This window comes from Rhizobium sp. AQ_MP (assembly GCF_014237835.1).
GTDB lineage: Bacteria > Pseudomonadota > Alphaproteobacteria > Rhizobiales > Rhizobiaceae > Allorhizobium.
Genome location: NZ_JACJVI010000005.1, coordinates 266,983 through 281,498, shown reverse-complemented (window position 1 = coordinate 281,498; position 14,516 = coordinate 266,983). Strand labels below are relative to the sequence as shown.

Genomic DNA, 14,516 nt, shown 5'->3' with positions numbered 1-14,516 from the left:
TGGAGGCTTGAAGGATATAGCGGAAAGCAAATCATGCGGCTTTGAGCCTCTAGATATCAAGTTCGCTCGCAACGCCCCTTTGGGCGCTGTAGTCAGCCGCTACGCGGCTACCAGACAGGGCTGGGATAACGCTCCGAGATTCAATGAGCAGCATCGCCTTCGCGATGCCCCGGCGCCGTATCAGCAGATATAGCGAATTGCAAAGCGGCGACCTTACTCTGATACTGCAGGTGCAACTTTCAAAACTGTTGCAATCTCAGCTGGCTCAGTGCTCCACAACAATTTCTCGGATATCATTGTCACAACACATGGGGTTCGTGCCGATGACTGACATCTATGACTTCGCTAATCTCTCGCCGATTGAATTCGAGGGGCTTTGCATCGATCTTCTGGCTGCGGAAACAGGCCTGCGCTTTGAGCGTTTCGCGGAAGGCGCTGATGGTGGAATGGATGGTCGACATTCGCGTGCCGACGGTGACATCATTTTGCAAGCAAAGCACTACAAAGCCAGCACGTGGTCAAGCCTCCAAACCTCAGCAAAGAAAGAGTCTGTTAAGGTCGCTCAGCTCAAGCCAGTCGAATACTACTTTCTTACCTCGCAGCCACTCACCCAGCCACGTAAATCCAAATTGGCATCTTTGCTGAACTACTCGTCGGCGACGGCGTCGCGAATTTGGGGGCGCACTGAACTCAATGCACTGCTTCGACGGCATTCACAGGTCGAAAAGCGAAACATCAAGCTCTGGCTATCGAGCAGCGCGGTGCTCCAGAGGTTGCTAAATAATGATATTGCAGTTTTCTCTGCGGCCGACGATTACCAGTTGGAGCGAATCCTCAAGGTTTATGTCGCTAATCCCAGTTTGGCGGCGTCAATTCGTATCCTTGAGGACAGACATTGTCTGATTATCTCGGGGCCGCCAGGCGTTGGCAAAACCACGCTATCGCAAGTTATTGCCGCGGACTACAGCGATGACGGTTGGGAGTTCGTGGCTATTGGTTCCATCGAGGACGGGTTTCGAGCCTTCAGAGCCGAAGCGCAGCAAATTTTTGTATTCGACGACTTCCTAGGCAAGATCCAGTTGGACCAGGCCGCGCTTGCACGCCAGGACAGCAAGATTGTCCGCTTCATGGCAATGATCCACCGAGACAAGACCAAGCGTTTCGTTCTGACAACTCGAGCCTATATCTGGGAGGCCGCATTGACCTTTTCAGAAGCTTTGGATGAGAGCCGTGTTCGGATGTCCGAGTTTGTTCTCAATCTAGCCACCTATACGCGCGAGCTGAAGGCGCGCATTCTTTATAATCACCTTTACCACGCAAATATTGATCAGCGCTCGATACAGGCCCTTTTAGCCGGGGATACCGTTCGTCAGATCGTTGATCATCGCAACTATATGCCACGCATCGTCCAGTGGATGACGGACGAGATAGGTCAGCGCGGAATACTACCAGAGCAATATCCAGCTCATTTTCTGGAGACCTTGGAAAGGCCAGACAAAATCTGGGAAAAGGCCTTCAGGCATCACATCAGCGAAAGGGCCAGGGCAATGTTGTACTCCCTCTATTACTGTGAGGCCGAGGTATGGCGTGGCAACGGTGCTTCCGTGAAAAAACTTCGTCCTTTCTTCGAGAACGCCGTGGTCCGTTTCGGGGTTATTTCGGAACAAGGTTTGCGTGAGACCATGTTTGAAGAAGCGATCCGGGAAGTTAAATCCTCGTTCGTGGTAATTGACGATGACCGTGTCAACTTCATCAATCCTTCCGTCCAAGATTTCCTATCGCGAGAGGCAATGGACGCGAATGTTCTGAAGGTGATGGCTGGCTCATTGCCTCGATGGCAGACTGCTGTAAAGTTCTGGGATTTGGTCAAGACTAACGGTTCAGCACCTATGAAATTGGAGGTTGCTGTACTGTTGCTTCAAAACATCGCTGCCACCCGGTTAACAAGTCAGTTGCCGTTACATGAAATGGCAGATCTGGTTGGTGACCTGATCCTGTTAACTGGCGACCTCGAAATCTGCCGAAGGTTGCGGCGGTCCGATTTGTCCAAAGCCTATTGGATAGATCCTGTAAAGCTACCCCAACTTGCTGAAGCGCTGATAGATGGACGATACAGCCATCTGCCACATGCCAGATCCTTTGGCCGGTATCTGCGCCGCGAAGTATACAGGTTCGTATGCGAGGATCGAGACTACGCAATGGAACTTGAGGAACTCGCCAAGCTTGCTCAAAGCCTGAATACCGCCACACTGGATATGCCCGACGTCTTTATGGAGCGATTTGAACAGGCCGTCGAGGAAGCGGTCGATGCTCTCAGCGTAGACACCATTCCACGAAGCACCGACCCCGAACAGGAGATCGCGGACTGGCTTACCCATATCGAAGCGATCGAGAATTATGCGCCGGTTTCGGTACCTTATTCGAAGAAACAGGAATTCACCGAACGGCTTCAACAACTGGAGTGGGCAAGCGAAATGCGCAACCGCGAAGAAAACGAGAATGCCAAACACGCGTATCGCTCACGACATTCAACAGGGCCGAACATTCCGAAACAAGACTTCTCCAATTCTGATTTGGCAGCAATGTTTTCGTCCCTACGAAAGCTAGAATGACTGGCTGAGAGCCGCAGTGAACAGTTCCAATGCTAATTGAAAGTGAAGCCAAAACGAATTGTAGCGTCCGGGACTGTTCAAAAGCAGCTATTAGGCTGATAGTTACTCACACCTTCACCCCAAAATCCCCGAGGGATCCACCACCATCTTCGCCAGCACCTCCGGCGTGGCCCCGCGCACCGGGCCAAATTGCTTCACCTTCAAATCCTTGAAGCCGCGAAAGGCCAGTATCCGCCGCCGCAGCACCTTCACCCAGCCTTTGCCGTAGAACCATTTGCCTTCCAGCATCACCCCGTCCGCCGCCTACTCGCCGGTGAACTTCGCATCGAAGATCGACTTGATCCACTCATATTGCGGGCTGACACGGCCGAAACCGCCCGTCGAGCCATAGACGGCATCGTCGCCCCAGTCGTTGACCCCGGCAATGGCCCAGCCCTCGTCGGTCTCGATCCAGAGCGAGCCGCCGCTGTCGCCCGAGCCCAGCACGCCCTCATACTCATCCACCGGCATGGGATCGCTGTTGTCGAAGACATTGTTGGCGCCATCTTCGCTGTCGAAGTCGACCAGCAGCTGGTTGCCGCCTTTGCCGTCGGGGGCCGGATCCTCGACCACGTCGATGATGTTGCGCGCCGCAGCAGCATCCTCGCTCTTGTAGTATTTGTCATCCTGACCGACCGAGCCGATGCCCCGCGAGCCGAAGCCGACCATGGTGGCGACTTTTCCGAGTTCATCCTTCCCGCCATAGAGGAGCGGTGGCGTATCGCAATCCTCCACCGGTCCGTTCAGTTCCACGATGGCGAGATCATAGCCCGGCGTGTCGTCGCTGTTTGCGTCGTAATTGGGATGGATATGCACGGCCTTGCCGGAAAATTCGGTGCCGGCGCGGGTGTAATAGGTCCAGTTGTCCGGGTCGTTGCCGGTGCCGAAGTTATGCGCCGCGGTCAAAACATAGGCTGTGCCATCCGCGTCATTGCCGATCCAGGTGCCGGAACCGCCGATCTGCTCGCCGTCGTAAAAGCTCATGATGGCGCAGAATTGCGGCTCCATGGCGAGCGCCTTGGCCGCGCCAAATCCCTCGCCTTCCGCCCCGACCGCCCCCCCCTGAGCAGCCCAGGTGCTGTCGAGAATGATCACCGCCCGGGCTGGACCGGCCGCCGCCAATCCCATGAGCGCCGTGCCGGCCAGCACCGATAGGATCCTTGATGTCATGCCTCTCGCCTTGGGTGTCTCACTGGGCATCTGTGCCATGTTCCGCTGTGGTTGGTCTTTGAATTGCAGGGTTGCGTAGGGGTATGCCGGCTTCGCGCGAGACAAGGCCGACCGCCGCGACCACCGCTGCCTTGGAGAAAGGAACGGCTGTCGAAGGTGATCGTCTTACCCGCCTGGCACGCAGCAGGTGCCGCGACACACCCCACGCAATAGCATCGAATCGTCTCTGTTAATTCCAGCTGAATGCCGAGGAGTTTTCACCCCGCGGATTCATCCTCTTGGGTGACTATGTTTGGGAACAACAGCCGTCGAGGCCCGGCACCATGCGGTCGAAAAGGCACGGCTCTTCCCCAACAGGAAACGATGGCGTTCGGCGCCCCCCCCTGTGGCCGAAACGCCGCCCATCATCCGCCTCTGGGATCACCGAGAGAGCGGCATACGCGACGGCCCATTCTCCCCCAGTGTGGGGGAGATGTCGGCGCAGCCGACAGAGGGAGGTACCCCACGGCAAACGCCCTGCCCCCGTCGCCCTGCTGCAATCACCGCCGCCACTCGCGTCAAAGCCCCGCCGCAAACCGCCGCGCGGCCGCCGCCAGAAACTCGGGCTCAAACCCGGAAAACCCCACCACCAGCCCTCGCCGCTCCGTCGGCCCGGCATAAAGCGGCGACAGTGCCTTCACCCCGAAACCCACCGCCCGTGCCTCATGCGCCAGCGCCACATCGTCTTCCGCGCCGTCGAGCTCCGCCACCAGATGCAGCCCCTGCTCCGGCACGCTCACCGTCAGCCTGTTCGAGCGCAGCGCCGCGACCAGCGCATCCCTCGCCGCCTTCACCCGCTTGCGCGCCCGTTTGATATGCGCCGAAAAATGCCCGTCGCGCAGGAATTCGGTCAGCGCATCCTCTGATAGCGTCGAGGGAAAGCGATCCGTTAGCCGGCGAATGGTCAGCACCCCCTCACGCAAGGCCCGGGGCACCACGAGATAGCCGAAGCGAAAGCCCGGCAGCAGCGTCTTGGAAAACGTCCCGAGATAGATCACCCGTCCCTCGCCATCGATGCCCTGCAGGGCGCTCAAGGGCGGCCCGGCAAAGCGGAACTCGCTGTCGTAATCATCCTCGATGATATAGGCGCCCGTAGCCCGAGCCCAGTCGATGAGCGCCAGACGCCTGGCCATCGAAAGCGTCACACCCAGCGGATATTGATGCGACGGCGTGACATAGACCGCCTTCGCCGCAGGCGCAGCCGCAATCCCTGCGGCCACATCGATCCCCTCGCCATCGACGGGAACCGGCGTCACGCAAAGCCCCGTGCCCTCGAACAGTTCGCGGGCGGCGGCATAACACGGGTCCTCGATCCAGACGGGATCGCCGGGTTTGAGCAGCGTCCGCACAGCCAGATCCAGCCCCTGCTGCGTGCCCGCCGTCATGATCACCTGATCCGGCTCGCAAGTCACCCCTCGCGCCGCCTTGAGGTAAGCCGCGACCTCGACACGCAGCGCCAGGCTTCCGGCCGGGTCGTTGTAATGGAAATGCCGCGCCGATGGCTGGGTCAGATGCCGGTTCATCAGCATGCGGAAGATGCGGAGCGTCGTCTCGTCCGCCGTCGAGCAGCCGAGAGCCCCGGGCAGCGGCGGCTTTGCCTCCTCGGCCTCGATCACCTGCGGCTCGGGCGGTGCCGGCAACCGCGGCACGGCCTCGGCCACATAGGTCCCCGCCCCCACCCGCGCCTCGGCAAAGCCGTCCGCCACCAGCATTTCATAGGCCGCAACCGCCGCCCCGCGCGAAATGCCGAAGCGACCGGCAATGTCCCGCGTCGTCGGCAGCTTGTCGCCGGGCTTCATCTGGCCGCTCTCGATCAGCCCGCGCAGCGCGCGATAAAGCGCCAGCCGCCTTGGGCCCTTGGCCGGCAACATCGGCGTGCTGGCAGACCAGTCGGAATTGGTTCGCAGTTTTTGCGTCATGGTGGATCTTCTTTGGACCAATTGATCCGATTATCCCTGCCGCATCAGCCGCAAGGAGGCAAGCATGAACGACAGACCCGACCCGCAATCCTTCCCCGTCACCCCGCGCAACCGGGCAAAGCGCCTGCATGAGCGCGCAGCCTACGACCGCGAGGTCGTCTATGCCGTGCTCGATGCGGCTCTCCTCTGTCACGTCGCCTATGTCATCGACGGCCAGCCCTATTGCACGCCGACCATCCACTGGCGCGACGGCGACTGGCTGTTCTGGCACGGCTCGTCGGCGAGCCGCATGCTGAAGACCCAGAAGTCCGGTATCCCCGTCTGCCTCACCGTCGCCCATCTCGATGGCCTGGTGCTCGCCCGCTCCGGTTTCCACCACTCCGCCAACTACCGCTCCGCCATGTGCTTCGGCACCGCGCACATCATCGATGACCCGGAGGAGAAGGCCGAGGCCTTGGATGCCGTCGTGGACCGCTTCTATCCCGGCCGCACGGGCGTGTTGCGCGAAAACGACCCGCAGGAAGCCAAGGGCACCATGGTCATCGGCATGCGCATCGAGGAGGCCTCGGCCAAGATCCGCTCCGGCGGCGTCTCCGATGACCCCGCCGATGTCGACTCACCGGTCTGGGCCGGCGTCATCCCCGTGGAAACGCGCCTGCGCGCCCCCGAGATCTGCCCCAAGGTGCCCGGCGGTGTCGCCTATCCCGACCACCTCGCCCATTTTCAGGAAGGCCGCCGGCTGGACGAGGTCCTGGCGGAAAGCCAGGCGCTTTATGAGCAGCTCGGCAGCTAAAGGTCGGGCCGTCAGAAGAAGTCCCCGCGGGCACGATCCTTGACGTCTCGGACGACCGAACGAGATGGGATTGTTTCTGTCGGACCTGGACCAGCCCGCGAGCGCCCTCGTGCTTTATCCGGTAGGCTGGCGGTGTGGTGCCATTCGGGCCCGCGCCGCCACGGCCGCGCATGCTACAGGAACAAGGGAATGGCTGAGATCGCAGACCGGAAATGGCTCGGCATTCTGCTGGCGCTCGCCAGCTACGCGCTCTATACGCTCCACTATGCCACCATGAAATGGCTCGGCGGCGACTACTCCCTCTGGCAACTGATCTTTCTGCGCAGCGCCGCCATGCTCGCGATCACTCTGGTCCTGGGGCGAAAGGCGACGCTCCGGGCTTTTGCGGCGAGCCCGCACAAGCTGCCGACAGCCATCCGTGGCGCCCTCCAGTTCCTCTCGGCCCTCTGTTTCTACAAGGCGGCGAACGCGCTGCCTTTGGCCGATGTCACGACACTCTATTCCACCGCGCCTTTGATCATCGTTGTGTTTTCCATGCTCCTGCTCAAGGAGAAGGTGGGGCTCGCCCACGGCCTGGCTGTCGCGCTCGGTCTTGTCGGCACCGTGGTTGCAGCCGGACCGAGCATCGACACTGCCGGGCTCCCGGTTCTCTATGCGCTCGGCTCAGCCCTGTTCTGGGCCTTGACCGTGGTGCTCACGCGCAAGAGCGGCGCGCGAGAAAGCACCGATGTCCAGCTCTTTACCACCTCCCTGGTCTTTCTCGTGTTGAGCCTGGGTTTCCTCGAATGGCGCTCGCCGGTATCCTTGGTCGACCTGGCTCTGATGGCGGCCATCGGCCTGCAGATCTATCTGGCACAACTCTGCTTCTTCGAAGCCTGCCGTTTCGCGCCCGCGTCTGTCGTCGGCCCCATGGAATATTCAAGCCTGGTCTGGGCAGCCCTGTTTGGTTACCTGCTCTTTGCCGACATTCCGACGATTCCGGTCTTTGCCGGTGCCGCACTCGTCATCATCGCTGGCCTTCTGCTGACCCTGGGCCTGCCGTCGAACCGCAAACCATCAGCGATGGCGGCCAAGACCGAAGCCCTGGATGCCGAGGCCTGAAACGACTTATCTGGAACAACCTGGAATCTGCGCGCAATAGTCTACACGCCACTCCGCCCGGTAGAACGCCAGTTGTCCGGCCCAGCCGCACCAGCAGAACGCTAACACGCGGCGAAGATACTGGGGCCGCTCGGCCTCGCCGGCTTGACCCGCCTTCCCTTTCTGTATGAAAAGACAGAACAACCAGAGGGAGAGTGCGGCCGATGTGTACGCTCTATGTCGTCACCCATCCACAATCCGTGCACCATGTCGAAGGCCGCGTTGGCGGTTGGTACGATACACCGCTGACCGATCTCGGCAATCGCCAGGCCCTGACGATCGCGGCCCGCCTTGGTGAACTCACGGCTGGCAGGGCCGCAACCTTGACCTCATCGGACCTCCTCCGATGCCGCGAAACCGCAGGAATCATCGGTCGTCATCTCTCCCTGGCGCCTGACCTGACGTCTGATTTGCGTGAAGTGAGCTGCGGTGTAGCCGAGGGTCGACCACAGGCTTGGCTCACGGACCGCCGTCGGCCTGTCCCTGCCCACGGTGGCCTAGACGATACCGGCGGCATCGAAGGCGCCGAAACGCGGCGGCAGGCTGGCATACGCATTTACCGCGCCATGAACGCGCTGCAGACTGATGCGTCACAGACCCACATCGTCGTCACCCACGGCTTCGCACTGACCTTCGTCATCGCTTGGTGGATCGGCATGCCAATCGAAAGCCTCGGGCGGGTGAATTTTCCCGTGTCCTCGGGCAGCATCACCCATCTGGCCGAACACGCGTTCTGGAAGAGCCGCGCCGTCGTCACGCTGGGCGAAACGGACCATCTCGCCGGCCTCTAGCGGCCGTTTTGCCCTCTGCGCGATCTCTGAGGTCCTGGATCGCGTTCGAGGTCTCTCCCAATTCAATCCGAATGCATGTCGATCTTCCCTAGATCCACTCAAGGAGATCGTGATGCTGAAGTCTCTCTTATCGACAGGCCTTGCCTGGCTGTCGATTGTTTCATTTGCCGACGGCGCCGACCAGGTCGGCTTTCGCGACGTCAAGATCGGCGAGGGCAGCCCTCGCCCGCTGCATCTCGTCATCTGGTATCCGACCGCTGACGAAGGCACGGTCGAAACCGTTGGCGAAAACAAGGTCTTCTTCGGCAATGCGGCGAGGCGCGATGCCGCTCCAGCGCTAGGCGAACACCCCCTCATCGTCCTCTCCCATGGCTATGGCGGCAGTTGGCGCAATCTCGGCTGGCTTGGCCACGCTCTCGCTCGCCAGGGCTACATCGTAGCCGCACCCGACCACCCAGGCACAACCACCTTCGACCGAGACCCCGCGCGTGCCGCAATGCTGTGGGAACGCCCGCATGACCTGAGCCGCGTGATCGATGCGCTGACAACACAAACCGGGCTCGCGGGCGAGATCGACAAAAAGCGCATCGCCGCCATTGGACATTCCCTCGGTGGATGGACGGTTGCTGCGCTTGCAGGCGCCCGGTTCGAAACGCGGCGCCATGCACACGAGTGTGAGGCTAACAGCAGTCCCCGCGCCTGCGCCCTGTCTGGCGAACTGGGCCTTACCAATCGGCAACTGGAGCAAGACCTGGCGGATCCGCGCATCCGGGCCTTCGTCTCCCTCGATCTCGGTTTGGCGCGGGGTTTTTCGCCGCAAAGCCTGGCAGAGATCAAGGCTGACGCTCTGGTCATCGCGGCGGGCACCGATATCGGGGACATGCCGGCAGAACGCGAGAGCGGCTACCTCGCACAAGCGCTACCAAAGCAATCCTCCACCTATGTGACGATCCCCGACGCCATGCATTTCAGCTTCATGCAACTCTGCAAGCCCGATGCGGGGGCGCTGATCGAAGAGGAAACGCCCGGCGACGGGATCGTCTGCAAGGATGGCGGCAGCCGCAGCCGTGAGGAGATCCACGGGCAGATCGCATTCGTCGTCACCGGCTTCCTGGCAGAAGCCCTTTCGGCCAATCCATAATGCATCCGTGAACGGAGTTGGCGCAGCCTTTTGGCGCAGCGCCAACTCCTGATCCACTATTTCGCAGAAATCCACCCCTCGAGCTTCGCCCGTTGATCCTCCGAAAACGCATGCGACTTGCGTGTCGCCTCGTCGAAATGCACCACCACGGTCTCTGCCGAGGCACACAGTTTGCCGTTCTGGAACACCGCCTGTTGCATGGTTACCGACGACCGCCCGACGCGGACCACCCGCGTCCCGATCTCCACCGTGCCTGGCCACAAGACCTCGGCGATATAGTTGATGTCGAGCTTGGCGAGCACGAAGGAAAAGCCCTCGTCCAGCAACGGATCCTGAGGGTTGTAGATCAGCTCTACCCGCCCCGTTTCCATGAATGTGGCAAAGACGGCATTGTTCACATGCCCCTGCCGGTCGGTATCGCCATAACGCAGCTTGTCGTAAGCCTGGCCCGCAAAATCCTGAAGCGTCAGGCCCTTCGTTTCGTCCACCATACGCGCTGAATTCCTGCTGCCTACTGCCTACCGGCTGACAAGCCCGTTCGGCATTTCCCTAATTCTATAAGTTGCCAATCGCTGACCGTTTACGCCGCCATGCCGATCATCTCGGAAAAGGCATAACGCACGCTGTCGGCCACCGCCTGGATCGTCTCCGATGTTTCCTTGCCGGTAAGCAGCCGCACCTCGAAGGACCCGAGCTCCGGCAGCCCGTGCTTGGACCCGAGCGCCGTCATGTCGTCGGTCAGGTAGCTGCGCGGAAGCGGTGCCACCGCAAGATCGGCAATCACGGCCGCACGCTGCGCCATGGTGTGAGCCGAGAGATAGGCGATGCGATACGGCCGCTTGTCCTTGTCGAGCCTCGCCAGCGCATCCGCCCGCCAGCAGCAGCCATCCTCCCAGATCGATACCGGAAGCGGATCGCGCAAATGCGCGGTGCCGCATTTGGCGCCCGCCCAGACCAGCTGCTCCTGGTGGATCACCTCGCCCTCATGCACGACGGCGCCGGGCGCGCAATTGATCAGTGTCAGATCGAGCCGCTGCTCTGCGAGCCGCCGCCGAAGCGCGCCCGAGGTGTCGACCGTCAGATCCACCATGATCAGCGGGTAGAGCTCGGCAAAGCGCCTCAGGATCGTCGGCATGAAACGCTCGCCGATGTCGTCCGGCGCACCGAGCCTGACCACCCCCTTCATCTCGGGCATGCGAAACCGCCCCACCGCCTCGTTCGACAGGGCGAGCATGCGCCTTGCATAGGGCAAGAGCACCTCGCCGCTCTCCGTCAGTGTCACGGAGCGCGCATCGCGCAGGAAGAGCGTCACGTTCAGCTGCTCCTCGAGCTTCTTGATTTGCATCGAGACCGCCGACGGCGTCCGGTACACCCGGTCGGCGGCAGTGGTGAAACTGCCGGTTTCGGCAATCGCCACGAAGGTCCGGAGAACATCGTTGTCGAGAAGCGGAAGCGGCTGGCGCAGCATGAGCGTCATGACGATAGACCTTCAACAAAATTGAACGTGAGAACGATACTATTGCGTTTGATTGAATGTCAATCGGGGTGCATCCTTCTCTTCAGACGACCAGAAAGGAGGATCACCCGCCATGTTTCGCAACCCGCTCCAGATCTTGCAGCTGACCTGTGCCACGCTCGTGGAGGCATCCCGCCGCCGCGCCATGCGTGCCGCCGCGTGCCGCACGCTCGCGCCGCTGGGCCCCGCCCTGCGCGATGATCTCGGCCTCACCCACCATCGCCAATACATCAACTTTCAGAATGACAAGCATCAGAAACATTCGTTTGAGTGATTGATGGGCGTGAGCGATAGAGAAGACAGGCCCCTGCCACCGATGAAAGGCATGGGATGACGAAGGGGCCACACAACCCAAGAGGATAACGACCATGACCATGGTTTGCTGTGATTCACCGACCACCCCGAGCGCCACCGCCGCCCCGACGCTGGCCGGCATCGCGAAGGCGGCGGCCGGCCGCCTCGCAACCAGGTTTGACGTCCTGGCATCAACGCTCGCCGACCACCGCCGCCGGCGTCTGGAGCTTGCAGCCCTCGAAGCCCTTCCCTTCGACCTGCGCAAGGACCTCGGCTGGCCTGCGCACGACACCAGCCGCTGACCGCCCTGGGGCTTCCCCTGGCCCCGCCCCATTTGCGACGCCATCGCCCCAGCGCGTCGCAAATGGGGCAATGGCTATTCTTCCGCCGCCTTCTGCAGTCCTCGGCAAAGCCATGGCATTTCAATCACCTGCAAGCATTGCCCCCAAACTAGCCCGCTGCACGGCGTCGCAGCCTGAAAAAAGTCGGAAAATGTCGTTCTTTAGCGATTGCCGATACGGTCGCGACGCGCGATAGGATGACAATGTCGTAAAACGACAATCGCGCCGATCAATTCAGGCGGAGCATGCCATCAAACAAGGGAACGGCAGCCACACCACGGGGCAACATCATGAGCAAGCAGCAGCCACAGACCAAGAAGCGATCGATCGTCTTCTTCCTCGTCCCGCATTTCACCCTTTTGCCATTCGCCGGCGCCATCGAGACGCTGCGCATAGCAAACCGCATGCTGGGTTACGCCGCCTATGAATGGCGCCTCGCCTCGGTCGATGGCCAGAAGGTCTATTCCTCCTCCGGCATCGGCATCGAGGTGAATTCCTCGCTCGCCGACGAGCGCCGTTTCCTCGGCGGCGAAAACCGCCCGAACATGGCGATCGTCTGTTCCGGCATCTATGTCGAGGAGTTCAACAACAAGTCGGTCAATGCCTGGCTGCGCGAGGCCTATAACCGCAATGTCGCCGTCGGCTCGCTCTGTACGGGCGCCCATGTGCTGGCCCAGGCCGGCCTGCTGAACGGCAAGCGCTGCGCCATCCACTGGGAAAACCTGCCCGGCTTCTCCGAAACCTTCCCGCAGGCGGAAGTCTATGCCGACCTCTACGAAGTCGACGGCAATCTCTACACCTGCGCCGGCGGCACCGCCTCGCTCGACATGATGCTGAACCTGATCGGTCAGGATTTCGGCGAAGGTCTCGTCAACCGCGTCTGCGAACAGCACCTGACCGATCGCGTCCGCTCCGCCAACGACCGCCAGCGGCTTCCGCTCAGAGCTCGCCTCGGTGTGCAGAATTCCAAGGTGCTGCAGATTATCGAGCTGATGGAAGCCAATCTCTCCGAGCCGCTGTCGCTTCTCGAAATCGCCGACGACGCCGGTCTGTCCCGTCGCCAGATCGAGCGCCTGTTCAGACAGGAAATGGGCCGCTCGCCGGCCCGCTACTATCTCGAAATCCGCCTCGACCGCGCCCGCCACCTGCTGGTCCAGTCCTCCATGCCCGTCGTCGAAGTCGCCGTCGCCTGCGGCTTCGTTTCCGCCTCCCACTTCTCCAAGTGTTACCGCGAACTCTACAACCGCTCCCCCCAGCAGGAGCGCGCCGAACGTAAGCTCACGATGTCGAGCAACCGGACGGGCGTGGTGGTGTGAGCCGCAACGCACCAAGGGCGCCGCAAGGTTGAGCCCTCCCCCTTGTGGGGAGGGTTTGGGAGGGGGCTTTACCCGCAGCGTCCACGTCTAACACGATCGTGCGCCAAGCCAAGCAAACCACGTCACCCCTCATCCTGAGGTGCCCGCGAACGCGGGCCTCGAAGGATCAAGGCCAGGAGACCAACCCACCCGCCCTCGTCCTTCGAGGGTCGCTCCGCTCACACCTCAGGATGAGGGCTGGCAATTGGTGCCCCTCCTTCACAGCGGGTGACGGTTTTCGGCAAGCACTCATTAATCGCTGTTCACCCGTGGATACAAAATCTGCTCGCAAAGCGAGCGGAAGCATCACCTCACGCCCCTCACTATCGAGCGCACTTGACGAGATCCACCGTAAGATCTATATCTCACACAACACACGTGAGATAGGTGACGCAAGTGAGAATGTTCTTGATCGAGATTTCCGATAGCCCGGTATTGGCCGGCGCGGTGAACGGAAAAATTGCTTTCGCAGATATGATCAGGAGGCTTCCCCAGACGCAGGCGCAACCACAGCCTCTGTTTTTGGATTTTTCGGGAATTGATGTCGCCACCGCGAGCTATCTTAGGGAGTCAGTATTTGCGCTCAAGGATTATCTTCGTGCGAGAAATTCGTCATACTATCCCGTCGTCGCGAACGCGCTTAGCGAAGTATGGGACGAAGTTTCGGTCATTGCCAGCGCCAAAAATGATGTGATCGTCGCGTGTGAAGTTGGCGATAGTGACGACGTACAAAACATTGAATTGATAGGTAATCTAGATCCGAAACAGCAGATGACATTTGAAATGGTATTGAAATTCGGAGAGGTCGATGCCAATTTTTTGATGAAGAATTTCGGGGATGCGGAAAGGACAAAAAATACAACGGCGTGGAATAATCGGCTAGCAAACCTAGCCGCGCGCGGCGTCGTAAGAGAGCATAGCAGAGGTAGATCTAAATTTTACACGCCAGTAGTCACGGAGAAGTCGAATGGGAATTGAATTCTTAGCTCGAACTCGAGCGACTATTCTGAAATACATAGATCGCAAGCGTGCGGAGCTATCAACTCCGGATTTATTCACCCAACATCCAGATAGCAAACCCCGATGTGCCTTGATAAATCTCAAGGACGGAGTTGTGCTGAATGAGGGCGAACTATTAATTATAGAGCTAGGCAGTAATTCGGTCACTGTGCGGCGCCAAAACAAAATCGTTGGCGACTATCACTCCCCCTCCTCGGACGTGTTAGCTAGCCTTGAAAGCAGCGGCGGGACTGCAGGTGGCGTAGTCCGACGAGTTATGAAGCTGGCTGGAAAAGCGGAGGTCTCGCTTTGCTAGACCCTCGGAGCACAGACGTACTCATACGCTCGCTTTCAGACGATCCCTATA

The 14,516-nt window shown here is 60.2% G+C and carries 14 protein-coding genes; 9 read left to right on the top strand and 5 right to left on the bottom strand.

The annotated features are described in order from the left end of the window. Nucleotides 1-143: 143 nt before the first annotated feature. Complete coding sequence (locus H6M51_RS10990) at nucleotides 144-2,612, top strand: restriction endonuclease (RefSeq protein WP_185809888.1); 2,469 nt, start codon at nucleotides 144-146, stop codon at nucleotides 2,610-2,612. 114 nt (nucleotides 2,613-2,726) lie between these two features. On the opposite strand, the gene H6M51_RS10985 is transcribed toward H6M51_RS10990, so the two are convergent. The 3 genes from H6M51_RS10985 to H6M51_RS10975 all read right to left on the bottom strand — a co-directional run bounded on the left by H6M51_RS10985 (nucleotide 2,727) and on the right by H6M51_RS10975 (nucleotide 5,779). Next, nucleotides 2,727-2,900, bottom strand: coding sequence for a hypothetical protein (locus tag H6M51_RS10985; RefSeq protein WP_185809887.1), 174 nt, complete (start codon nucleotides 2,898-2,900; stop codon nucleotides 2,727-2,729). Between the two features lie 15 nt (nucleotides 2,901-2,915). Then, nucleotides 2,916-3,821: a trypsin-like serine protease gene (locus tag H6M51_RS10980; RefSeq protein WP_185809886.1), complete on the bottom strand. Its 906-nt coding sequence runs from the start codon at nucleotides 3,819-3,821 to the stop codon at nucleotides 2,916-2,918. 557 nt (nucleotides 3,822-4,378) lie between these two features. Continuing rightward, on the bottom strand, nucleotides 4,379-5,779 hold the full coding sequence (locus H6M51_RS10975; protein WP_185809885.1) for a PLP-dependent aminotransferase family protein: 1,401 nt from the start codon (nucleotides 5,777-5,779) through the stop codon (nucleotides 4,379-4,381). 64 nt (nucleotides 5,780-5,843) lie between these two features. On the opposite strand from H6M51_RS10975, the gene H6M51_RS10970 reads away from it, so the two are divergent. The 4 genes from H6M51_RS10970 (at nucleotide 5,844) to H6M51_RS10955 (ending at nucleotide 9,644) form a co-directional block, all read left to right on the top strand. After that, nucleotides 5,844-6,572, top strand: coding sequence for a pyridoxamine 5'-phosphate oxidase family protein (locus tag H6M51_RS10970; protein WP_185809884.1), 729 nt, complete (start codon nucleotides 5,844-5,846; stop codon nucleotides 6,570-6,572). Nucleotides 6,573-6,761: 189 nt separating this feature from the next. After that, on the top strand, nucleotides 6,762-7,673 hold the full coding sequence (locus H6M51_RS10965; RefSeq protein ID WP_185809883.1) for a DMT family transporter: 912 nt from the start codon (nucleotides 6,762-6,764) through the stop codon (nucleotides 7,671-7,673). Between the two features lie 203 nt (nucleotides 7,674-7,876). After that, complete coding sequence (locus H6M51_RS10960; protein ID WP_185809882.1) at nucleotides 7,877-8,503, top strand: histidine phosphatase family protein; 627 nt, start codon at nucleotides 7,877-7,879, stop codon at nucleotides 8,501-8,503. Between the two features lie 112 nt (nucleotides 8,504-8,615). Continuing rightward, nucleotides 8,616-9,644: an alpha/beta fold hydrolase gene (locus H6M51_RS10955; protein WP_185809881.1), complete on the top strand. Its 1,029-nt coding sequence runs from the start codon at nucleotides 8,616-8,618 to the stop codon at nucleotides 9,642-9,644. Nucleotides 9,645-9,700: 56 nt separating this feature from the next. Here H6M51_RS10955 and H6M51_RS10950 read toward each other — a convergent pair whose 3' ends face one another. Together H6M51_RS10950 and H6M51_RS10945 are read right to left on the bottom strand one after the other, a co-directional pair. Continuing rightward, the gene (locus tag H6M51_RS10950) at nucleotides 9,701-10,135 is read right to left on the bottom strand and encodes a thioesterase family protein (RefSeq protein WP_185809880.1); all 435 of its coding nucleotides are present in this window, start codon (nucleotides 10,133-10,135) and stop codon (nucleotides 9,701-9,703) included. A gap of 89 nt (nucleotides 10,136-10,224) precedes the next feature. Continuing rightward, complete coding sequence (locus H6M51_RS10945) at nucleotides 10,225-11,121, bottom strand: LysR family transcriptional regulator (protein ID WP_185809879.1); 897 nt, start codon at nucleotides 11,119-11,121, stop codon at nucleotides 10,225-10,227. 112 nt (nucleotides 11,122-11,233) lie between these two features. On the opposite strand from H6M51_RS10945, the gene H6M51_RS10940 reads away from it, so the two are divergent. The 4 genes from H6M51_RS10940 to H6M51_RS10925 all read left to right on the top strand — a co-directional run bounded on the left by H6M51_RS10940 (nucleotide 11,234) and on the right by H6M51_RS10925 (nucleotide 14,128). Then, the gene (locus tag H6M51_RS10940; RefSeq protein ID WP_185809878.1) at nucleotides 11,234-11,434 is read left to right on the top strand and encodes a hypothetical protein; all 201 of its coding nucleotides are present in this window, start codon (nucleotides 11,234-11,236) and stop codon (nucleotides 11,432-11,434) included. Between the two features lie 94 nt (nucleotides 11,435-11,528). Next, nucleotides 11,529-11,756 (top strand): hypothetical protein, encoded by a 228-nt coding sequence (locus H6M51_RS10935; RefSeq protein ID WP_185809877.1) that lies wholly within the window; start codon nucleotides 11,529-11,531, stop codon nucleotides 11,754-11,756. A gap of 329 nt (nucleotides 11,757-12,085) precedes the next feature. After that, nucleotides 12,086-13,111: a GlxA family transcriptional regulator gene (locus tag H6M51_RS10930; RefSeq protein WP_162547954.1), complete on the top strand. Its 1,026-nt coding sequence runs from the start codon at nucleotides 12,086-12,088 to the stop codon at nucleotides 13,109-13,111. Nucleotides 13,112-13,558: 447 nt separating this feature from the next. Next, nucleotides 13,559-14,128, top strand: coding sequence for a hypothetical protein (locus tag H6M51_RS10925; protein WP_185809876.1), 570 nt, complete (start codon nucleotides 13,559-13,561; stop codon nucleotides 14,126-14,128). The last annotated feature ends 388 nt before the right edge of the window (nucleotides 14,129-14,516 follow it).

Bases quoted from the DNA above. Each gene is read 5' to 3' on its own strand.
- H6M51_RS10930 (WP_162547954.1), top strand. From the start codon at position 12,086: ATGAGCAAGCAGCAGCCACAGACCAAGAAGCGATCGATCGTCTTCTTC.
- H6M51_RS10955 (WP_185809881.1), top strand. From the start codon at position 8,616: ATGCTGAAGTCTCTCTTATCGACAGGCCTTGCCTGGCTGTCGATTGTT.
- H6M51_RS10975 (WP_185809885.1), bottom strand. From the start codon at position 5,779: ATGACGCAAAAACTGCGAACCAATTCCGACTGGTCTGCCAGCACGCCG.
- H6M51_RS10950 (WP_185809880.1), bottom strand. From the start codon at position 10,135: ATGGTGGACGAAACGAAGGGCCTGACGCTTCAGGATTTTGCGGGCCAG.
- H6M51_RS10965 (WP_185809883.1), top strand. From the start codon at position 6,762: ATGGCTGAGATCGCAGACCGGAAATGGCTCGGCATTCTGCTGGCGCTC.
- H6M51_RS10960 (WP_185809882.1), top strand. From the start codon at position 7,877: ATGTGTACGCTCTATGTCGTCACCCATCCACAATCCGTGCACCATGTC.
- H6M51_RS10985 (WP_185809887.1), bottom strand. From the start codon at position 2,900: ATGCTGGAAGGCAAATGGTTCTACGGCAAAGGCTGGGTGAAGGTGCTG.
- H6M51_RS10990 (WP_185809888.1), top strand. From the start codon at position 144: ATGAGCAGCATCGCCTTCGCGATGCCCCGGCGCCGTATCAGCAGATAT.
- H6M51_RS10945 (WP_185809879.1), bottom strand. From the start codon at position 11,121: ATGACGCTCATGCTGCGCCAGCCGCTTCCGCTTCTCGACAACGATGTT.
- H6M51_RS10940 (WP_185809878.1), top strand. From the start codon at position 11,234: ATGTTTCGCAACCCGCTCCAGATCTTGCAGCTGACCTGTGCCACGCTC.
- H6M51_RS10970 (WP_185809884.1), top strand. From the start codon at position 5,844: ATGAACGACAGACCCGACCCGCAATCCTTCCCCGTCACCCCGCGCAAC.
- H6M51_RS10935 (WP_185809877.1), top strand. From the start codon at position 11,529: ATGACCATGGTTTGCTGTGATTCACCGACCACCCCGAGCGCCACCGCC.
- H6M51_RS10980 (WP_185809886.1), bottom strand. From the start codon at position 3,821: ATGACATCAAGGATCCTATCGGTGCTGGCCGGCACGGCGCTCATGGGA.